This window comes from Paraburkholderia sp. GAS32, assembly GCF_050434225.1.
Lineage (GTDB): Bacteria > Pseudomonadota > Gammaproteobacteria > Burkholderiales > Burkholderiaceae > Paraburkholderia > Paraburkholderia madseniana.
In genome coordinates this window covers 1-19,174 of record NZ_JBNPVS010000026.1, presented here as the reverse complement: position 1 = coordinate 19,174, position 19,174 = coordinate 1, and the positions used below count along the sequence as shown (strand labels likewise).

The 19,174-nt window shown below is 59.8% G+C and carries 19 protein-coding genes and 3 pseudogenes; 11 read left to right on the top strand and 11 right to left on the bottom strand.

Annotation, left to right across the window (positions count from 1 at the left end):
- Nucleotides 1–545: 545 nt before the first annotated feature.
- The gene (locus P3T25_RS27795) at nt 546–824 is read left to right on the top strand and encodes an HU family DNA-binding protein (RefSeq protein ID WP_429360102.1); all 279 of its coding nucleotides are present in this window, start codon (nt 546–548) and stop codon (nt 822–824) included.
- Nucleotides 825–871: 47 nt separating this feature from the next.
- On the opposite strand, the pseudogene P3T25_RS27790 reads toward P3T25_RS27795, so the two are convergent.
- Both P3T25_RS27790 and P3T25_RS27785 read right to left on the bottom strand, forming a co-directional pair.
- Nucleotides 872–1,779: pseudogene (locus P3T25_RS27790) on the bottom strand (Na/Pi cotransporter family protein); the annotation flags it as partial.
- A 196-nt stretch (nt 1,780–1,975) separates the two neighbouring features.
- On the bottom strand, nt 1,976–2,431 hold the full coding sequence (locus P3T25_RS27785) for a hypothetical protein (protein ID WP_429359903.1): 456 nt from the start codon (nt 2,429–2,431) through the stop codon (nt 1,976–1,978).
- A gap of 35 nt (nt 2,432–2,466) precedes the next feature.
- On the opposite strand from P3T25_RS27785, the gene phoU reads away from it, so the two are divergent.
- The 5 genes from phoU (at nt 2,467) to P3T25_RS27760 (ending at nt 6,726) form a co-directional block, all read left to right on the top strand.
- Complete coding sequence (phoU, locus tag P3T25_RS27780) at nt 2,467–3,174, top strand: phosphate signaling complex protein PhoU (RefSeq protein WP_429359901.1); 708 nt, start codon at nt 2,467–2,469, stop codon at nt 3,172–3,174.
- A 1,380-nt stretch (nt 3,175–4,554) separates the two neighbouring features.
- Nucleotides 4,555–4,752, top strand: a complete 198-nt coding sequence (locus P3T25_RS27775; protein ID WP_172167523.1) for a hypothetical protein — start codon at nt 4,555–4,557, stop codon at nt 4,750–4,752.
- A gap of 317 nt (nt 4,753–5,069) precedes the next feature.
- Nucleotides 5,070–5,639, top strand: coding sequence for a phasin family protein (locus tag P3T25_RS27770; RefSeq protein WP_429359899.1), 570 nt, complete (start codon nt 5,070–5,072; stop codon nt 5,637–5,639).
- 156 nt (nt 5,640–5,795) lie between these two features.
- A complete protein-coding gene (gene phbB / locus P3T25_RS27765; protein WP_429359897.1) occupies nt 5,796–6,539 on the top strand; it encodes an acetoacetyl-CoA reductase in 744 nt (247 codons plus the stop codon).
- 28 nt (nt 6,540–6,567) lie between these two features.
- On the top strand, nt 6,568–6,726 hold the full coding sequence (locus tag P3T25_RS27760; RefSeq protein ID WP_429359895.1) for a hypothetical protein: 159 nt from the start codon (nt 6,568–6,570) through the stop codon (nt 6,724–6,726).
- A gap of 573 nt (nt 6,727–7,299) precedes the next feature.
- On the opposite strand, the gene P3T25_RS27755 is transcribed toward P3T25_RS27760, so the two are convergent.
- Nucleotides 7,300–7,563, bottom strand: coding sequence for a hypothetical protein (locus tag P3T25_RS27755; RefSeq protein ID WP_172170923.1), 264 nt, complete (start codon nt 7,561–7,563; stop codon nt 7,300–7,302).
- On the bottom strand, nt 7,560–7,982 hold the full coding sequence (locus tag P3T25_RS27750; RefSeq protein ID WP_429359892.1) for an NUDIX hydrolase: 423 nt from the start codon (nt 7,980–7,982) through the stop codon (nt 7,560–7,562). The genes P3T25_RS27755 and P3T25_RS27750 overlap by 4 nt, the downstream gene beginning before the upstream one ends.
- Nucleotides 7,983–8,327: 345 nt before the next feature.
- On the opposite strand from P3T25_RS27750, the gene P3T25_RS27745 reads away from it, so the two are divergent.
- The 4 genes and pseudogenes from P3T25_RS27745 (at nt 8,328) to P3T25_RS27730 (ending at nt 12,687) form a co-directional block, all read left to right on the top strand.
- The gene (locus P3T25_RS27745; protein ID WP_429359890.1) at nt 8,328–10,418 is read left to right on the top strand and encodes a Na/Pi cotransporter family protein; all 2,091 of its coding nucleotides are present in this window, start codon (nt 8,328–8,330) and stop codon (nt 10,416–10,418) included.
- Nucleotides 10,419–10,571: 153 nt separating this feature from the next.
- Nucleotides 10,572–10,937, top strand: coding sequence for a hypothetical protein (locus tag P3T25_RS27740; protein WP_429359888.1), 366 nt, complete (start codon nt 10,572–10,574; stop codon nt 10,935–10,937).
- Nucleotides 10,938–11,176: 239 nt separating this feature from the next.
- Nucleotides 11,177–11,770 (top strand): annotated as a pseudogene (locus tag P3T25_RS27735) (integrase); the annotation flags it as partial.
- 602 nt (nt 11,771–12,372) lie between these two features.
- Nucleotides 12,373–12,687 carry a hypothetical protein gene (locus P3T25_RS27730; RefSeq protein WP_429359886.1) on the top strand — a complete coding sequence of 105 codons (315 nt, stop codon included), beginning with the start codon at nt 12,373–12,375 and terminating at the stop codon, nt 12,685–12,687.
- Between the two features lie 161 nt (nt 12,688–12,848).
- On the opposite strand, the gene cas6f is transcribed toward P3T25_RS27730, so the two are convergent.
- The 7 genes from cas6f to P3T25_RS27695 form a co-directional block, all read right to left on the bottom strand.
- The gene (gene cas6f / locus P3T25_RS27725) at nt 12,849–13,412 is read right to left on the bottom strand and encodes a type I-F CRISPR-associated endoribonuclease Cas6/Csy4 (protein ID WP_429359884.1); all 564 of its coding nucleotides are present in this window, start codon (nt 13,410–13,412) and stop codon (nt 12,849–12,851) included.
- A gap of 3 nt (nt 13,413–13,415) precedes the next feature.
- On the bottom strand, nt 13,416–14,456 hold the full coding sequence (gene csy3, locus P3T25_RS27720) for a type I-F CRISPR-associated protein Csy3 (protein ID WP_429359882.1): 1,041 nt from the start codon (nt 14,454–14,456) through the stop codon (nt 13,416–13,418).
- Between the two features lie 24 nt (nt 14,457–14,480).
- On the bottom strand, nt 14,481–15,440 hold the full coding sequence (gene csy2, locus P3T25_RS27715; RefSeq protein ID WP_429359880.1) for a type I-F CRISPR-associated protein Csy2: 960 nt from the start codon (nt 15,438–15,440) through the stop codon (nt 14,481–14,483).
- Nucleotides 15,433–16,752, bottom strand: a complete 1,320-nt coding sequence (gene csy1 / locus P3T25_RS27710) for a type I-F CRISPR-associated protein Csy1 (RefSeq protein WP_429359878.1) — start codon at nt 16,750–16,752, stop codon at nt 15,433–15,435. Before csy1 ends, csy2 begins: the two co-directional genes overlap by 8 nt.
- A gap of 165 nt (nt 16,753–16,917) precedes the next feature.
- Nucleotides 16,918–17,109, bottom strand: coding sequence for a hypothetical protein (locus tag P3T25_RS27705; RefSeq protein WP_429359876.1), 192 nt, complete (start codon nt 17,107–17,109; stop codon nt 16,918–16,920).
- Nucleotides 17,110–17,213: 104 nt separating this feature from the next.
- Complete coding sequence (locus P3T25_RS27700) at nt 17,214–17,525, bottom strand: high-potential iron-sulfur protein (protein ID WP_429359874.1); 312 nt, start codon at nt 17,523–17,525, stop codon at nt 17,214–17,216.
- 581 nt (nt 17,526–18,106) lie between these two features.
- Nucleotides 18,107–18,349 (bottom strand): pentapeptide MXKDX repeat protein, encoded by a 243-nt coding sequence (locus P3T25_RS27695; RefSeq protein ID WP_429359872.1) that lies wholly within the window; start codon nt 18,347–18,349, stop codon nt 18,107–18,109.
- A gap of 463 nt (nt 18,350–18,812) precedes the next feature.
- On the opposite strand from P3T25_RS27695, the pseudogene P3T25_RS27690 reads away from it, so the two are divergent.
- Nucleotides 18,813–19,174: pseudogene (locus P3T25_RS27690) on the top strand (multicopper oxidase domain-containing protein); the annotation flags it as partial.

Below are 19,174 nucleotides of genomic sequence, written 5' to 3'. Positions count from 1 at the left end.
TTCTGGCGGAGCAAGGACGGGCGGCCAGTCTCCCGCCAGCCCCGCCTTGCCCCGTTTTGCGGTCGGGTATCGCTAGCACGGACCACAACTACGTCATAGTCATTGCGCCGGCACGCGGCGGGGTTTTTCAGCCGTGCCGCGAGCGGGCGCCGACTGTACCCGGTCATATGGCACGAGGACTTGCGGAGCACGCGAGGGCGATCTGGGCGCGAGGCCGAAGGCGACCGGATTTGTGGACACACAGGCACGACCAGCGCGGACGCAGAAAGGCGGAGGGCCTTGGCGGGCTGTGCAGCTTTGACGCTGGAACGTCCGAAAAGTCAGCGGACGTCTGCGGCGCAGAACCAAAGCCTTTGGCCTTTCGCTGAGCCGCCGAACTTTGCACGTGCAAAGTCCTCACGCGACAGACAGGACCGGAACGCATACACGGCTAAAGATAGTGGGTTGCATTGGCTGGCCGAGGGCTGCGCTGTTGCGCGCCAATTGCGCGGCGGTGCGTCGATCGGGTAGGGTGACGGGATTTCAACCACAACGAGGCAAAAACAATGAACAAGCAGGAACTGGTGGATGCGGTCGCCGCGAAGACCGGCGAGAGCAAGGCGGCAACCGGCGAGGCGATCGATGCGGTGATCGCGGCGATCACCGGCGAAGTGACGAAGGGCGGCACGGTGCAACTGGTCGGCTTCGGTTCGTTTTCGACGGGCGCGCGCGCCGCGCGGGTGGGCCGCAATCCGGCGACTGGCGCCGAAATCCAGATCCCGGCCGCGAAGACGGTGAAATTCACGGCGGGCAAGGCGTTCAAGGATGCCGTGAACGGGCACTGATAGCGAGCTTCAGTGCCGCCGGCAGCACAACGCTGGCGGCCTGACGTTGCGAGATACGGAGACAGCACCGGCAGGAACAGGCAGGCAAGCACAAGGTTGAACATCGTATGAAAATCGGCCACCACCGGGCATTGTCCGGTGCGATCGTGACCATGAGCCGGCCAAGCGGCCCGAGCGCGGCGAGCGCCATCACAACGCCCACGGCCCGCGAGGGCGGATTGCCCACCGGCAACCGCTTCGACGTCGGATCACCCGCGGTGGCCCCCTCCAGCAGCGGGTTGATTGCAGTGCCAAGATTCGCGCCCAGCACCAGTGCGAATGCGGCTTCGGGCGGCACCACGTTCTGCGCACACAGCGACACGATGAGCAGGATGATCGCCACGCTCGAATGCGCCGCCCAGGTCAGACCCGCTGCCAGCAGCACATCCATCAGCGGCACGGTGGATGCGGCGCCCAGCGGCATGCGCAGACTGGGCGCGTCCTCGTAGTCCGTCATCAGCCCGAGCAACTGGTGCAGCGCGAGCAGCATCAGGCCCAGGCCAATCAGGACGCGGCCCAGATCGTGTGCCCGTGTGTTTGAAGCCTTCCGGAACATCAGCACGCCGACGAGTATCACCGCTGGCGAGGCCGCTGCAACATCGAACGACAGCACCTGCACGATCAGTGTCGTGCCGACGTTCGCGCCGGGCATGACGGCGAGCGCGGGGACCAGATCGACCAGGCCGCCGGCGGCGAAACCGGCCGTCATGAGTCCGGTCGCCGTGCTGCTCCGCAATACTGCGGTGACGCCGATCCCGGCCAGGAAGGCGCCGAGTCGCCTGCGTAGCGTCCGACCGAGCAGTGAGCGAAGGGTGGCACCGAACGCGCGCTGGATGCCGGTCTGCACCATGTGGGTACCCCACAGGAGCAGCGCAACGGATCCGGCCAGGTCGATCAGCGTGAACGTCAATGTCATGATTCAGGGCCCTCCGTGCCGAACGACTGGTCATGTGACTCTTCGTGCGGGCGCGTCGCGCCTTACCTGCACATTCGCATCGGACCTGAACCATTACCGGCTGAGCCCCGGAGCCGGGACAGGGTAAGCGCGAGGTCCTCTCGCAAGCCCCGGGTTTTGCCGCTATATGGCGCGACTATCAGGCCCCGCACGCGGCTCACTTCGATTTTGGTGGCCGGCCAGTCTTGACCGGCTCGACCGCCGTGACGGCCGCGAGAAGGCGTTTCGTTGGTTCAGACTCCAGCAGAAGCAGGCCCGCCCGCACGAGCTCGCTCTTTTTCACGGCGACGCCCGCATCGAGGCACCGCTGTTTGAGCGCCGCGATCTTTTCGTAGTCCGACCTCGGCATCGTGAAGGTGTCCCGCACGACCTTTTCCCGTTTGACGTGCTCCCTGCCGTGCCCGGCGACGCGCGGGGGAGGCTCTTCAACGGGCGTTGCCTTCCGGGTCTTCGCCTTCGTCGCCGAACGTCGAACCTTCGTCGTATCAACCGCCTCCTTGCCAGCAGCTGCCTTATTGCCACCTGCAGCCGTGTGCACATACGGTCGTTTGCCGCTTCTGTTCCTGGTGGCCTGTGGCTTCATGATTTTGCGCAGGTTTGACAAATCGTACAAACAGTTTATCTTCTTTCGGGTAAGAGGAGTTTTCAATGCCAGACAAGCACATTTCCAGCGGGTTCGACGCTGACCTTGAACACCTGTCGTCGAGGTTTTTCGAGATGGGGGGACTGGTTGAATCACAGTTGACCGATGCGATGGAGGCGCTCAGCCGCTTCGACATGGGCCTGGTCGAGAAGGTGGTTGATGAGGAGCATCGACTCAATGCGATGGAAGTCGAGATCGATGCCGAGTGCGGCAACATCATCGCGCGACGCCAGCCCGCCGCATCCGACCTGCGTCGACTGATGGCCATCTCAAAGGGCATTACCAATCTCGAGCGCGCCGGCGATGAGGCACGCAAGATCGCGAAGCGGACGCGACGAATCGCGAATGACGGTGCAGGCAGGAACGTCAATACTGCCGAGATCCAGTCATCCGGTCAGATGGCGGCAACCATCCTCCATCACGCGCTCGCTGCATTCGCCCGACTCGATACGGTTGCGGCAGCCCGGATCATGCGCGAGGATGAGGCGATCGATGACCTTTACCGCGCTTTTGTGCGCAAGCTGCCAACGTACATGGCCGAGAATCCTCGCCTCATCGCTTCTGCGCTCGACTACCTGTTCATTGCATCGGCCATCGAACGGATCGGGGATCACGCGAAGAATCTGGCGGAGCTCGTCATTTATGTTGTCAAGGGCACGGATGTACGCCACGTTTCGCGCGAGCGACTTGAGCGCGAAGCCCTCGATGATTGAAAACCGGACAGCAGGGGCACGAAGACTCAACGATGGTGCGAAGCCCTTGGATGATTGCCGGGGCTTCCTTGCACATTTGTAGAACCACAGTCGATTCCGCTGGAGCGGGTCGGATTCTGGATCAGGCGCCCCAGAGTCACACCCGGCGGGGGGCGCCTTTTCGGGCCGTTTCGCGCGTTCGCTGGGGGGCAGCAATACCCCGGGGAAGGTAGCGTAACCGGGGACTGCCACAATGGCATGACGATGGAGTCGGCAATGTCCTGGCCTAAAAGGTCGTCCACGATCGTGCGCGCTGCGATGTACCCGCCATTCAGGGCGTCGGCCTCGCTATCGAACGGGTGGCCGCCTGCTTCACCCAGTCTGAGTTGCGACAATCGGGGCACTGCGCTGCCTGCCTCGCAAATCCGAACGACCGCGACATAGCCCGGATGTGCCGACGCGCGTTTTGCCGGGCGGCTGCGGCAATCGGATTCGACTGCGACCTGCAGGCTGAACCCGTTGTATTCGTACGTCCGTGTCATGGCATGCTCCATTTACTTGCCGTGCTTGCAGGCTCGCATGCCTGACATGGCTTTCGGCCGCGCGCGGGTCTCGGAGAACCCGCTTGCAGTCATGCGCGACAGTGCTTCATCGTCCGTGTCGCCATAAAATCGGCGCCTCGCACAAGAGGTCAGACTGCTATGAAAGACAGGGCAACGGTGCTGTGTATCCGTGATGGCCGGGTACTGCTGGTCGCGAGGGCACGCTCACGGTGGGGGCTGCCCAATGGCAGGATCAGGCGCCATTCAGGATTCCATCCATGCACATCACGAAGGCCGACACGATGGTGCGCCGATCATGTCAATCCGATTGTGAAGGCTGTTCGATGAAGGATCACTGCGTCACCTTGTTAAGTCTTCGCGCTGATCCAAATGTGGGCAGCGTAGCAAATTCAAGCGCGCTGTAATAAATATTTCGCAATGCCGGGCTAAGGATAACCGCTTGAAATTGACGTTAGCCCATAAATACAATCTTCAAATATAAACTCGCCCAATGACCTCAAATGGACTGGCATCATTACTTGAGTCATTGATTCAAACATTGGGGTGTAGTCCGGATCAGCCGATGGGCCTTGCCAGCCGGGCGTCCACTGCGATCGGCGGTGGCGTTGGCGACGACACCGCGCTGTCATGCAATACACATAAATATTCAACAGACAAAATGGATGTGCCCATAAAAAGTATCCCGTATATTGCATTTAACAATTGAGCGGTTATGATGACGTCTCGGTAAGGATTTCCTGAACGTGCTTTGCAAAGGCCGAGGAAACATTTGCCGCCATTCGGCGCGGAGAGGGTAATTAATGCTCGCGGCGCAGAAAGACCAAATCGAGGAGACGATATGCTGAGTCCCCATGAATTCGCTACCTTAATGCTCATCAAGGCCTCGCCGGATCAGATTGATCTAGGCCGCGCCGAGCTCGACACGCTGTTCGAGCAGCAACTCATATCACTGGAAAACCTCGCTTCAGGACGTTCGCGTCCTCATGTCACAAGCGACGGCGATTCCATTCTCAAGGCCGTCGCCCGGATACGCTAGACATCCGCGGCTTCCACCTCCCGACCCAGAATGAAACTGCGGCGTTTGCTGTTCCCATGTTCGACGCGAGCGTTGCTGCACCACACGGCGAGCGCGCCGAAGCAACAGTCATGAACGAAGCGTCGCAGTTGGGGTTGGGTTCTCAGTTGGGGTTTGGTTTGCAGTGCCTGTTGATGTAACGACCGTCCGAAGTCCTTGCGACGCGCGCTGCCTGGCAGGCGTCCTTGCACTTCGATTTATCCATCATGACGATCCGCCGCAACACATCCGTTCGATCGGGGTTTCGCGCGCCGGACCGGATTTTGAGGAATTCAACAATGATTCTATCGAGTCCCGAGCAAGTCGCTGCCGCGAAGGCCAACCTCGACGCTTTCTTCGGGTTCACCGGAAAGGTCTTTGAAGGCGTCGAAAAACTGGTCGCGTTGAACCTGCAGGTCGTCAGGTCCACGCTGGCCGAGGCGCAGGAGAACGTGACGAAGGTGCCCGGCACGACAGACCCGCAGCAGTGGTTCGCGCTGCAAGCAGGTTTCACCGGACCCTTCGCGGAAAAATCAATGTCATATGGCCGGCAAGTGTTCGACATCGCGTCGACCACGCAGGCTGAGGTCACACAGCTCGCACAGGCGCACTACGAGCGGTATAACGGTCGCGTGCAGGCACTCGTCGAGGACGCGGCGAAGAATGCTCCCGCAGGATCCGAAGCAGCGATTGCTGCGTGGAAATCCGCGATTTCCGCCACCACGACCCTGTACGAAACGCTGCAGAAAACGGGACAACAGGCCGTGCAGGTTGCCGGGAGTAATTTTGATGCACTCACAGCTTCAGCGTCAAAGGCCGTGCGAAGCAACTCCGGACAGGCTCCCGTAGCGGCGGGCGCGAAGCGTTAGAACTGGCGCGGGCAGCGATGCCCGTGGTATGGTTTCTGTAATATATGAAGGATTCCTTATGGATAGGGAATCCCGCCTTCCAGTACATCCAGTTCCAGGACTGAAGGCAGTGTTGCTCCAGATGAGCATGACGCCAGCTTTTGTGAGGACGATTCGATGGCAAAGCAGATCGCGGTGGTGACGGGTGGAATGGGCGGACTTGGCGAAGCGATCAGCATCAAGCTGCACGACGCCGGGTATGCGGTCGTGGTTACCTGTTCGCCGGGCAACACCGGTGCGAACGAGTGGCTCGAACGCATGGAGGCACAGGGACGACAATTCCGCGCATACGCGGTCGACGTCGCCGACTACGACTCGTGCGAACGATGCATGGCGCAAATCAGCGCGGAAGTCGGACCGGTCGACATCCTGATCAACAACGCCGGCATCACGCGCGACGCCAGCTTCAGGAAGCTCGACAAGGTCAATTGGGACGCGGTCATCCGGACCAACCTCGACTCAGTGTTCAACATGACGAAGCCGGTGTGCGACAGCATGGTCGAGCGTGGCTGGGGCCGCATCATCAACGTGTCGTCGATCATCGGCTCCAAGGGCGGGTTCGGTCAGACCAACTATGCCGCGGCGAAGGCCGGCATGCATGGCTTCACGAAATCACTGGCGCTTGAGGTGGCGAAAAAAGGCGTCACCGTCAACACGATCTCGCCCGGCTATATCGCGACGAAGATGGTGATGGCGGTGCCCGAGGAGCTCCGCGAGACGAAGATCATTCCGCAGATTCCGGTCGGCCGGCTCGGACAGCCCGACGAAGTCGCCGCACTCGTCCTGTACCTGTGCTCGCGCGAAGCGGGCTTCGTGACTGGAGCCAACATTGCGATCAACGGAGGGCAGCACCTGCAATGAACCGGAGAGCGCAGCCATGGAGGTTCCGATGAGCGAAACAGTGACAATCGTCGTAGGTTCATTCGTGCTGGTGATGGCAGCCGTGTTCGTCGCCGCTCACTATCACCGGGAGCAAATGCGCCGGAGACAGCTGAGAGAGCTGGATTACCGGCACGACTGGCGAGACCGGAGCAGCGCGCCGCATTGAACTTCTGCGCTCCCTTCCCTGTTGTTGCGGTACCCAGGTCGATCGCATCATTGCCTGAATGGATGGACACGTGGGTTTCATCAGGAAACGCGCATTGGCAACACCTACGCAATAGCTACTGTTGCAGTTTCGTATGCCACGGCGGTAAACATTGATTCACGCGACGCTGAAACGGCGATATCTTGAGACTGGGCTGCGGCGCTCTCAGGCGCGGTGGCCACCCTCGGATTCCGCTGGTCCTCTCAACCAGCAGCATCCCCTCGGCCAGGGCTTCACCGCCCTGGCTTTTTTGTGCGCCTGGCACGGGCGCGCTCTTGTGGGTGCAAGGCAATGTAAGAAACAGGGGGATGGCAGTTCTCTGGATGCTGCCACCCGCCTTGGGCCGACTGCGGAAGTTCGAAGCAGGCTTGGGTTCGGCCAAACCGCTTCGACATCGAACTTCCGGGTTCGCCCAACGAGAGATGGTCGCGGGGTGTCGACGAACGACGGATCATCCGCCCGCCCACAGCAGTCACTCGTTATTGAATCATCAGTGGATGAAAGGCTTTGTTTCCAGGGCGGCGTAGACGCGTATCATGAACTGAACAAATCATCGACGATACGTCGCCCCGCGCTATAGCCGCCCATGAGCGCATCAGCTTCGCTTAAAAATGGCTTGCCTTGCGATTCGCCAAAACGCAACGGCGAGAAAACGGCAAGAGCGGCACCGGCCTTGCAGATCCTCACGACCGCGACATATCCCGCGCTGGACAACGCACTGCGTCCGACCTGCCAGCTGAAGTCAGCCTCGACGGCCACCTCAACATCGAATCCGTGATAGTGATAAGTGCGGTTCATGGGCTCACCTGTTCCGCCTGCTGCGAAATCGGCTGGACGTTGTCCGATTCCAGAGTGCGGATATACCGGAAGAAAAGCTCCACGATTCCACGAGTGGGGATGCTGGCGGAAAGCGTCGCTATCTTGACCGGGGCAAACCACCTGCACTTCGCGATTTCGTTGCTGGGCTGCACCCTTGCATGATGCGCGATGTCAGCGAAAAAGACATGGTGCAAGGTATTGAAACCGGTAAATTGAAAGAGGTATGTCAAATCATCAGCCACAAGCGTTGTTTCTTCCACCAGTTCACGTCGCGCAGCTTCCAGGGGCGCCTCGTCCCGACGGATTCTCCCGCCAGGCAACGCCCATCTTGATCGTTCTCTGGCCACCAGCAGAATCTGGTTTTCCCGCACGCAGACCACGGTCGCTCTGTCTTTCATTCTCTCCCTGCACGCTTCATTTCTTGAGAATCAGTCGAAACCGGCGGTGATGTAACGCCGGCAGACCTTTATCGGGCATTGTAAGTCCTGTCCAAAATACCCCGTAGCGGTCTCACAGGCGCAATACCGACGGGCCCCCGATGCCGAATCCGGGAATCCGTGAAGAATTGTTGTTTTCCCCTCCAACAGTCGGGAAGATATCGCGTTAGACTGGCTCACTACGCGATCGGGCACTTTTTTGCTTATGCAACTTTGGCGTGCTGACCACACGCCGGGGTAGTGGAGTGCGGGGCGGGGCAGTGGCGAAGTCGCATGGGCAACGGTTGGACGCCAGGAGTCCGAATCATGATAACGACGTTCACGCTGATCGATCTCGCTGGCTCCGTTGCTCTGCTGCTGCTGGGCACCCAGATGGTCCAAACCGGCATGCACCGGGCATTCGGCGCCGGTCTTCGGTCACTCCTCGGCAGGTCGCTGCGCGGGGGCTTCCGGGCTTTCCTGGCCGGGACGGGCACGACCGCGGTACTGCAAAGCAGCGCGACGACCGGACTCATGATTGAGGGCTTCGCTGCTGAGGGGGGCGTCGGGCTTGTGCCGGCGCTTGCGGTCATGCTTGGCGCAAACGTCGGCGTGACATTGACCGTGCAGGTACTGTCATTCGACCTCGCGGCCGCCGTCTCGCCGGCCCTGATCCTTGTCGGCGCGCTGATGTTCCGCAAGGTATCGAACACACGTGCACACGACCTGGGACGCATGTTCATTGGTCTGGGCCTGATGCTGCTCGCGCTGCACCATCTGCTCGAGCTGATGACCGATTACGAGGATGCCCCCAGCCTGCGCATGCTGTTGGGCGCTGCTTCCACCGTACCGGTCGTCGATGTTCTGCTCGCTGCGGGCTTGACGTGGGCCGCGGATTCGAACGTCGCGGCTGTTCTGCTCATCACCTCGCTTTGCGCGCGGAACGTGGTTCCTCCCAATACGGCTTTTGCACTGGTGATGGGTGCGAACCTCGGCACCGCCATCAACCCCGTGCTGGCGGGCACGGGACCATACGATCCCGCATCGAAGCGGCTTCCGGTCGGAAACCTGCTCACGCGATTAATCGGCGTTGTGGCGGCCCTCGCGGCGCTCGGACCAGTCGGCCGCCTCATGGTTACCATGGAACCGGACAACGCACGTGTGGTTGCGGATTTCCACACGCTATTCAACCTGGTTCTCGCCGGTGTATTCCTGCCAATACTCCCCCTCTGTGCGAGCCTCTTAACCCGGCTACTGCCTTCACTTGTGGCGGTCGCTGATCCGCAGCAGCCGCCTGGCACCGATCCTACCGCGAGGCAGATTCCGAAAGGGGTGCCCGAAACCGCGTCACCCAACGCACTTCGACTCGCAGATCGTTTTGGCGAGATCCTGTCAGGCACCCGTGCGGCACCGACAGATCGCGAGCGGCAGCTCATTGTGGAGATCCGCCAGCGTGGCGATATTCTGGATAGCCTGAACGGCGCGGCAAGGACTTACCTGACACCTCGTGATCCGGAGCAACTCGCGGCGGGCGCCCATCCGCGCCTCGATGAAAAAGTACGCGTGGCCTATCGCGAGGGGAGCCGTGGAATTGGTGTGAGAGAGGGCAGTGGCCACTCGCTCGAGCACGTCGGGCCTGATGGCAACGCAACGACGTATTACCCAGCAAGCTCACTCTGGCTTACCTTGCAGGATCTCCAGGTCGTTCAGCAACTGGAACCCGCAGAGGGAGAAACGCAATCCACCCTGACTACCTGTGTCCGTGGGACCGCTTCCTTCGATGACGTTCGCCTGTCAATTATTGGCGAACCCGGAAACAGCACGCGCATGGTCCAGATCTCCTTTGCGGCCAGGGAAATCCGTTCGGCAGACCGGCATGGCCTTCGCGAATGGCAAGACGCACTCGGCACAACTTTCTCGGACGTCCCACTGGGCACTGCAAGGCTCGGCTATAACCGCCCGGATCGGGAGATGCAGGAACCCGATCAGTGGTGGGCGTCTTGCCACGTGCCGGAAAGCAGCATGAAGGCGCTCATTGAGGGCGCTGAGGCCGGCCGACTCGCTGCGGTCAAGGTCGGCCTGTGTCTGAGGAACGTTTATACGTCGAGGCAGGTGTTTGCTGACTTCCCTGGGCAAGCGTATCTGTTCCTCCGGCCGGGCAAGGAAGACAGCACGGGGGAATCGCCGGAAACAGCAAGCGGATACGTTGTTCATCTCGCACTCGACTTCGGGAAAGTCAGCTTCAGTCCGCTCGACCACAGCGAGAGATCGCCCGAGGGGCAACAGCAAACAACCGGTAGCGAGGCGAATTCGATTAGTGCACTGGTGGATAAGCTCAGCAAGCTTGTCGCCAGTTTGACATGGCTTGCAGTGCTTGTTGCGGTCCTCGTTGCCGTTTTCGCATTCAAGAATCGATGATCGAACGGTAGCTCCCATTGCGCCTGGTTGCACCGAGCTGCCCGCGTTGTGGTCCATATATGGCGGACGTCCCGGTCGGGAGTAAGCTGAAAGTCGGCTCGATTCTGAATGGGAGAACAGGGCGTGAGAACGCGTTCGACACTCGAGATCTGTTTGCCGCTTGCCCTGTTCGCTGTGGCCTGCCTCCTGTCGCTTCCAACCCTGCTGATCGCGTTCGCGTGGATGACGGTTGGCGTTATGTCGCTTGGACATCGCTCACTGGAGGGTTTCCCAACAGACGGAATCCGCCCTGAGTGGCTCAGGGGATACCGCGGAGCTTGCCTCTGGTTCTACCACATTGCCTGGTGGCCCTGGTACATGCGGTCCTCTCTTCGGGGCATCGGTGATCGAATCGGACGGCGGCTGTTCACGAAGGAGAAATCGCCGCATGACAAGTCGGAGCATATGCCGGACAAACCGTCTGACGGTGAGCGCGAGGAAGGCAACGCCGGCGACGCCCATCGAGGCAAGCGAGATTGACTGGACCGTAACCGACCGGAGTGTTGAACTATCGGGAGGCGTAAAGGCTGTGCGACCCAGATCTGAGGCGCTCCAGCCAAAGAGACCAACGCAACGGCGACTGGTATCGTCTCATTCCACGCTAAAAGCCGCCTTGCACTGATTTAACGTTAGCGGTGCTTGTGGGTCGATCAGCGATATTCGAAGCGCCCCACCTGGTGGCCTAGGTAACGAAAAAGTCCGAATCTCAAGGGCACCCCGTCTCGTTCGAGGAGCTTGAAGAGCTGGTCGAGTATGCCATCGCGAGTTACACCGGTACGCCACACGGCGGCCTGAACAACGTCACGCCTCTTGACGCGGTCGGGTATTTCGCGCGCGGCAAGCAGATGCCGGTAACGTGGCTGGCCGAGCGTCACCGTCGCACCCTTTACCTGATGCAGTCGGCGCGGCGGTGTCGCGTGCGGGCGTATCTCGACCAGGGCGTGCGTCCCCACATCAATCTGCATGGTGCCCGCTACACCAACCGCGTGCTGGCGACAAGTACACACCTCATCGGCCAGCAGCTGCTCGTCTATATGAACACGGACGATCTGCGTTGCGTCCGGGCATTTCTGTCCGATGGCGCTGAACTCGGTGTGCTCGATGTGCAAGGGTCATGGCGCCTGATCCCACACAATCTCAAGCTCCGCCAGCAAATCCTGAAGCAGGCAGGCGAACGCCGCCAACCTGGAACGGGCGCGTCAGACCCCATCGGAGCCTATGTTCAGGAGAAGCTGGCAGGTGCAAAGACAGCGCGGAAGGCGGCGACGGAACTTGCCAACGTCAGCCGATTGATAGCGTCGTCGGCCGCTGTTGATGTTCGTTAATTTCTAGCGCGTCCAAAGTGTCCTTTAATTCCGCTAATGCGGCTGTTGAGCCACGCAACAGGTGAGCGGGGGTAAGGCCGCGGCGGTCGAAAATATCAACAGTCGTTCCTGCGATCATACGACGCCTCTGGCCTTCGGGCGCAGACGATAAGCGACGTACTGTAGGGCACTTTAGGTGTTGCTCGGCGGTCTTCTACATTCCGCAGGTGGATGTCCGAAACCGCACTCTCGCACTGCGCTTCATCGTCCGTGCCGGACAGTGAGTGCGCGTCGAGCGTCGACAGGTGCGCTAGCGGAAATGGCGGACATCCATTAGCGCCTCTGTGGACACGGCTAGCGGAATCAACGAACTTCAACACATGCTGTAGACTATGGAGTCCTGATGAAATGGATCTCCCCGACTTTTGCACGCTCTCTCGGCGCCCGTCGTGCGTCAACGCCATTCGCGACGGTAATGATCCGTTGCTTACCGCTATCCAGCAGGTGATAGCCTGGCAGATCGATGATCGGCTTCACCCTGACGCACGATACCGGCCGTGACTAGCGTATCGCGTGAAATCTCGCCGCCGAAGCGGCACAGCAATGCGGCGATGGGATATAGCGAGCCGTCGATAAACTTTGACACCACGAAACAGGCGAGCGCTGCTTCGGCATACAGTCGCCTTCGCGATGATGTTGCGAAAGCCGCCGACCTGCCGCGCCTTGCTGCAACCCTCTCTCCGCGCGACTACCGCGATCATTTGCACGGAAAGGCCGATGACCTCCTGCCGGACAGGCAGCGGCGGGGTCAATTACCCGACAACAATCACGACGGAGCGATAGCCATGGGTGTGGGTGCCAATTTGTCCGGCATCAAATTTCTGAGCTGCCTGTCCGGCAGTGAAGGTGGCGTGCAATGCACATAAGCCCCTATCTTTTCTGAGCTGCCTGTCCGGCAGTGAAGTACAGAACTTTGGTTGTAACAGCCTGATTTCTGAAAGGCGCAATTGCATCCGCTGACCAAAATCGCAACGGGTTTTGCAAGTGTGTCATTTATAATGAGGTACATGATAGTCGCGAAAAGTGTTCAAAACCACGGAACTGTCGCTATGGCGCTGAGGCCGTAGGCGCTGAACTCACCCTCCACTGCCTGTTGCTGAATGGGCAGGTGTTCTACGAACAGGCGGAACTGCTCGCCGGTACTCTTGCTTGTCAGAATGAGGTAGGGCAGGTTAAGACGCTCTGCCGCGCAGTCCGGGATGGTCTGCCGTGCCACTTCCGCATCAATTCCCTTTCGGGCCATCAACCTGCGCCGCTGTCGCTCAGGACTGCTCTTGGCCTGAACGCGCCTGACGACCCGATGCCTTGCATCGGTCGGCACCTGAGTGATTTCCCCAACCTCTATGTGGTCGAGCAGTCCAGCCGTGCAGCCGGACATAGTCAGTGCGCGAAGGCTTGATGCATCGCCGTGGATGCGCAGACGCGTGCCCAGCGACCGGCTGTTCTCCCTGACGTCCGGAAAGCTCACGCCAATGTTCCGTCTCCCATGGGCGGCCAGCGCGTGATGCAGTTTGCCGAACAGGATATTCATGAGAGTGGTTGGAATGAATTCCGGGTCCGGCCGTATGCTTATTTCAAGATAGGCGTTCATCCACTAGTCCTTCTGTCCGAATACCCCACCCCGAATCAGGGTAGCCATCACGTAATGCTGATTTCCTTCATCCGGGGCGCTGTCCTTGAGCACCCAGTTATCGAGCAGACTGTAGAAGTCCATCTTCTGTTGGGGCGGGCGGTAGGCTTTTCCTTGCGATGTTACCGAGCCATACGGTTCGACTGAGATCGGGCCGATGAGAGGGCCGCCGTCATCCGGATACCAGGTATCTATGGTGCGCAGAGCGTTGCCGATCTTCTGACTGTGGATTCCAGCGACCTCTCCGACGGCGTACAGCGTTTTGCTTTTCTGGCCTTTTTTGTCAGCACGGTCGAGGATCAGTTCCTGCGAAGGGAAGACTTCTTGACCGTCGCCGACTCGGGCGTAGGCAACGACTTCTAGCAACCCATACGCTTTGCTAGCCAAGCTGTGCTCAATCACCAGCGCCAGCGCTTTCAGCGACTGTTCCGCATCGGTCGGCACCTCGAAATCACGTAGAGAAAAGCTCAGGGCATCAAAGATCCAGATCTTATTCGCACTGCCTCGGGACAAGTGGCGAACGTGCACCTCGATCTGCTCCGCACCGACCCGGTTGCGCCACAGGAAACGTCCATTGGCCAGGTTGACGGCATAGCGGCGTGCCAGTTCGGCAAAACCGGTCTGGTCCACATACTGCTGGATAGTAGTTTGTAATTTTTCATGGTAGTCGGTGTTATTGCACGCTGAGGGCATTCCCGCGCCACCGAGCACGCGAAGAGTAAACCGGACGCGCAGCGTATCGACATCGTTCGGCAGGGTTGCGACATCGACGGTGTGAAGGTTCGGGGACTGGATGGCCGCATCCAGCTTTGCCGGGTCTTGATCCCTGCTGGCGCGCCGGTCTGAAATGGTGCCGCGCACGGACTTTTCTCTCACGCCGACGGGAGACCACTTGTCGCCATTTTCGCGGTCATTCCAGCGCCCGGCGGTGAAACACGCATCCGAAGGGTCCAGTTTGCGGGCGAACGCCAGCACCGAGGCGGTTTTCAGTTCATTTTTTGCCATCTCATTCCTCCTTGTCCAACGCAATCAGTCTATTGCGAAGGGGGTTGAATAATGGTTGATGCAGCGGTAAATACCGTTATCGGGATCGGTGTCAGAATGCCAGAGTATTTGCCGCACGTTTTCCATTCGGTGGAGGCCGACCCATTCGCCCAGCGAGTAAAGACCTTCGACGAAGCGGAACGGGGTGACGCCGTCTCGCGCGTTCCTGACTTTGCCAGGCCCATAAAGCGGTGACAACGCGCTGTAGCCGACCGGTAACGGCACCAGCCAGCCGGGCTCTTTGCGAACTCCCCATTGCTGTTCTCCTGGTTTATCAGGACTGGGTCTGTCGGGCTCTATGTTTAGCCGGCACAAATCCAGCAGTGCATCCAGCGCATTGCCCTCCGGGTGCTGCAGACGTATTTCCGCCAAGCGCTCGGCCAACAGGTCCTCTCGTTGCACCAGCGCGAAACCGGGCAGTAGTTGGCGGCGCAGCTTACGGAATGCTTCGGCTTGACCTTCTGGGTTGTTAGCGAGTGGCCACCACTGCGCCGAAAAGCGCTCGCCGTCGCGAGTCGGGAGGATGCTTCCGCCCGCAAGACGCATTCCTTGGGCCGTCACTAACAGGTCTTCCGCAAAATACGCACCGCTCCTGACAGGCATATGGTCTTTCACCACAATCACTAGACTGATTTCCATGTGCGCGCGGCCCTCTTCAACCAGCGCAGTGGCGTCGCCATTCTCTCCCGCTGGGTTGCGCCTGAGGCGGAAAACGTGGGTCCGCAGCCCCGGCGACTGGCAAACCTGCGGGTGAAACTGATGGCAGATGATTCCGACTCCGCCAAAGCCTTCCCGCAGTTCAGAGGAAAATTTGCGCTCAAGCGCATGGGCGAAGCCGACAAAGGCGGTGGGGGACGGAAAGCCCCAACAGATCGAGCCGGAGATGGCGTTGGCGTTTTGCACCTGCAAACGTGGCAGGACCACGAGAGAAGCGGGTTCATTCATCGATGTCGATTTCCATACGAATCATCCGTAGTTCTTTTTCAAGAACGTCTGCCCAATGCGCAGCCTCGGCTTGGCCCATTGGCGTGCGGGGCGTAGTGAGCGTTGTATTCAACCAGTTGCCAAAGCGCCTGCAGACGCCATCCCGCCAGTCTCCGCGGCGACGCAGGAAAGCAAAGACTTCGTCGCTCTCCGCCCGCCGTGGGTCGAGCCAGCACTGTTCATTCGCGTTCAGACGGCAGTGAGGCAGCAGACTCCAGCCCGCTTCAAGCTCGTGTATTTCTGCGCTGAACTGCAGCAACTCATCGCGGACGTAGCCAACCAGTTCGGCCCGCTTGATGCGAATCCGGAGACTGCTATCTGCGTTTTCAGCGCTCACGCGAATTTCCCACAGGCTGCGCGTTACTTCACGGACGCGCGGGCGACGACCGAACAGACGATGAAATACACTCGTCATTCCCAGTGGCGGGCGTGTTGGCTCGCGATGCCACAACGGGGGCAGGGAAGGCATGAGGTAGTTCTCCCCGTGACGCTCGTTATTCAGCTGGCTAATGTTCTGTGGTTTCGATCCGCCGAATTTCTGCACGACCACATCAGGGTATTCACGATAACCCTGAGGATGCGATACGCTCGCCCGACGCGCGTCCCGAGCCGCTTTGGCGGCATCGGAAAAGCGATCCTCGCGAAGCGTGTTCCAGACAACATGTGCAAGCGAGGTTGGGAAAAGCGGCGCAAGAAGATGGTACTGACCGCCACCAAGCGGCCAATAGATCTGCTTGGCTAACTCATGCGAGGTGGGTTGACCTTTAGGTTGTCTTAATGACGCGAAAGCCGCCATCCATTGCCTTGCATGCTCTGGATGGTCGGAAAGCGCAGCGGCGAGAGCCGGGTCGTTGGCGATCGCACGCTCGAGTAGCGATCTGCCGTCAACGGTCAGACGCAGGAATTTGTAGACGTCCAGAGCGGCGGCGCCGCCCACTACATCCGGCACGATTGTGCCGCCGAGGGTATGGGTGCCCACGTGGAGCTCGCCGGCCTGCGGGTTCCCCGCAACGCTCAAGCTTGAGCCCTTTGCATCAGGGTGGCTGAACTTGAGTGCGTGTGTCGCCTGCTGAATCTGAATGACGCGGCGCGCCGCATCAGATATCCAGTTTTCCGGCAGGAAGTCCGTCAGCAATTTCTCGCGCTGATCGGTATCGTCGTCCTTGAGCTTGTCCAGCTTGGACTGGAGCCGCTCCCGTAGGAAAATTGAGATCGTCTCGCGGAGTTGCTTGCTGGAGGCCCCGAGCGAAAGCGCATAAGTGGCAGCATCCATTGCGTAAGGCTCCCTGTGGATAGCAGGATGTCCGGTCGTGTTGTCCCACGAAGGAATGTTACCCGAGGAATTGTTGTAGTTTCGCCTTCTTCTTCATCTCTTTCATGGCTTGCCGCGCGCGAAGCGCCCGGCTCCCCTCGGCCTCTAAATTTTCCGCGGCTGTTCTCACACTTCAGCTGGCATGTCGGCGGACTTTTGCAGCCCGCCCAGGATCAGTTCTTTCGCGCGCTCGATGCGCCACGCCTTGACCCGGCACTGCAACGTTCGCAACGGTGGATTGCTTGGATACGCGTCCGGAACCGTCGCGGCCAACCGATCCACCAATACGTTGGCCGGCGCGGAGGGCACGGTGATCAACCAAGGCGTCGTGCGGCGAACGCATGTCCCCAGGTCCGCGCGACCACCATGCGATAACCCAGTGCCGCGGCAGCGCGGCGGTCCGAAACGAGGACATTCACGCGTCACACTTTTTTCGTGTACGCGCTGCACCAGCCTTTCGCGTTGACCTGCTTGCCACCGTAGATCTGACAGGATCCCGCAGCGTCGTCGGCTTTTCCCTGAAAGAACAGGCAATTCGAACAAGCCTGGCCGGCCTGATACTTAGGGTATTTCGCTTTGTCGGCTTTCGTTGCATCGGTGTTGTAGCCGAGCGCCTGCGCGGTCGCATCCGAATCGGAGACTGGCACGGCATCCGCCAGCGCGCCGCGCGAAAGGGCCAACGATGATGCAAAACCAGCGGTCATGAGGATGAAGCTACGGCGGGACGATTTCATGACATTACTCACTTGATGGCTGGCTCGCCCGAACGCCTGGACGCGTATCCCTGGTTTCATTCGCTGCCGAGGCAAGCAGGGCACCAGCAAAGCGTTGCAGTGCCTGTATGGATCCGTACACACTCCGATACTCCTCGGAGCCGATTCGATCGTTGAGGGTGACTATCATTCCCAAGTTTGCCGCGATTTCCAAGATGTCCATGACAGTCTTCCTATTCACCTCTCATGCGGTCGGTACATGACGTCAACTGGCGTTGTCCGTCACGTTGGATCCCCCTTGATCCGTCCTGCCACCGAATCCAGCGAGATCTTCAATCAGAGCATCCAGCCGCGTGCCTCAGCTAGCCGCCGGGGATTTCCATGTATGGCCATGAGCTTGACCGGAAATCGAACGCTGCCTCAAGCAACTGCACCTATCCCGCGTACCCGACATGATCGATGCGCGCATCCAGCAAGCTCAGCGCGCCAGCCCGCTGTTTCTGGAACCGTTCTGCCTGATCCTGCAGCATAGTAGGTGCGTGCGGCTGTCGAGACCGGCTGGTTGTACGGGGCATCACCGAGGCGCACGCTTACCAGGTGAACTACTGTTTCACCTCGTCGTTCTTGGTTCCATCTTTGGCCGCGCTGTCCTGGCTCATCGCGTCTTCCTTCATCCCTTCTTCGGCCATGCTGTCGGCGCTCGTCGCATCGTGCTCGGTTGCCGTGGTCTCCAGACTCATTGCGTCTTTTGACACCGGGTCATTAGACGGACTATCGGCGGCGAAGGCGCCCGCGGTTGCGAGCGTTACACAACTCGCGAGAATGGTGGCAGTTAGCTTGTTCATGATGTGATCCTTCGGCAATTCAATGGGGAGGCCGGAAATCTCAAGAGCAGTAGCTCGACGGTGCGGACCTCATCTTGCCCTCAACCTGTTGTAACCCCGGCACTTTCCAGTGCCCGCCAGTCGGGGACTGTTTTCACATTCTTGCCTCGATAGACATAAAGGAAAGTCGGAATCCTCGCCGAACGGTATGGGTAAAGACCCGCAATGTAAGCAAAGTGGAATGCTGCGCTGCACATGGAGTTCGATCGCTGTCTCTCCCGAAGAAATAGCGTTTCGATTTGACCTGAGGAGCGTCGCTGGGTTTGCCCTACTGCAAGTGTAGGGGGGTGACCCATCCCAGGCTACGTCGCTCTTGTTCAGAATCCACATACGGGCTGAAGTAGAAACATAGTCAGCCCGCATTCGCAGTAGAGCATGACGTCCAGCGCGTATGGCGCTGGCTGACCCCTGGGACGGAGGTCATATGTTCAGTACCCGCGCTTATCGCAGCAGTGTTGCCGCGCTGCTGTTCCTGCTATTTGCAGTTCCTTCGTTCGGGCAGTCGTTCCGGGTGCAATGCCCGCCGACCACGCCGGCGCATCCGACGGCGCTGCCGCCAGGTACGGGGGAGCCCGCCTACACCGGGCCGTCCTACACCGGACAGACCTCCACGTCGACCGGCGTCATCAACGGCGCGGTCAAGTGCCAGCAGATCTCGGGCGGTGATGGTTACGCCACGATGGCGAACGGTGTGCAGACCTACCTGTTCGCTTTCGGCCCGTTGTCCGGGCTTGCCGACATCAAGGCCGGTCTTCCCGGCACCGAGTTCGCCTCGGTGTTCAACGC

Bases quoted from the DNA above. Each gene is read 5' to 3' on its own strand.
- csy2 (WP_429359880.1), bottom strand. From the start codon at position 15,440: ATGAATGAACCCGCTTCTCTCGTGGTCCTGCCACGTTTGCAGGTGCAA.
- P3T25_RS27700 (WP_429359874.1), bottom strand. From the start codon at position 17,525: ATGAAATCGTCCCGCCGTAGCTTCATCCTCATGACCGCTGGTTTTGCA.
- csy3 (WP_429359882.1), bottom strand. From the start codon at position 14,456: ATGGCAAAAAATGAACTGAAAACCGCCTCGGTGCTGGCGTTCGCCCGC.
- P3T25_RS27770 (WP_429359899.1), top strand. From the start codon at position 5,070: ATGATTCTATCGAGTCCCGAGCAAGTCGCTGCCGCGAAGGCCAACCTC.
- P3T25_RS27795 (WP_429360102.1), top strand. From the start codon at position 546: ATGAACAAGCAGGAACTGGTGGATGCGGTCGCCGCGAAGACCGGCGAG.
- csy1 (WP_429359878.1), bottom strand. From the start codon at position 16,752: ATGGATGCTGCCACTTATGCGCTTTCGCTCGGGGCCTCCAGCAAGCAA.
- cas6f (WP_429359884.1), bottom strand. From the start codon at position 13,412: ATGAACGCCTATCTTGAAATAAGCATACGGCCGGACCCGGAATTCATT.
- phoU (WP_429359901.1), top strand. From the start codon at position 2,467: ATGCCAGACAAGCACATTTCCAGCGGGTTCGACGCTGACCTTGAACAC.
- P3T25_RS27775 (WP_172167523.1), top strand. From the start codon at position 4,555: ATGCTGAGTCCCCATGAATTCGCTACCTTAATGCTCATCAAGGCCTCG.
- P3T25_RS27730 (WP_429359886.1), top strand. From the start codon at position 12,373: ATGGGATATAGCGAGCCGTCGATAAACTTTGACACCACGAAACAGGCG.
- P3T25_RS27695 (WP_429359872.1), bottom strand. From the start codon at position 18,349: ATGAACAAGCTAACTGCCACCATTCTCGCGAGTTGTGTAACGCTCGCA.
- P3T25_RS27745 (WP_429359890.1), top strand. From the start codon at position 8,328: ATGATAACGACGTTCACGCTGATCGATCTCGCTGGCTCCGTTGCTCTG.
- P3T25_RS27750 (WP_429359892.1), bottom strand. From the start codon at position 7,982: ATGAAAGACAGAGCGACCGTGGTCTGCGTGCGGGAAAACCAGATTCTG.
- phbB (WP_429359897.1), top strand. From the start codon at position 5,796: ATGGCAAAGCAGATCGCGGTGGTGACGGGTGGAATGGGCGGACTTGGC.
- P3T25_RS27760 (WP_429359895.1), top strand. From the start codon at position 6,568: ATGAGCGAAACAGTGACAATCGTCGTAGGTTCATTCGTGCTGGTGATG.
- P3T25_RS27755 (WP_172170923.1), bottom strand. From the start codon at position 7,563: ATGAACCGCACTTATCACTATCACGGATTCGATGTTGAGGTGGCCGTC.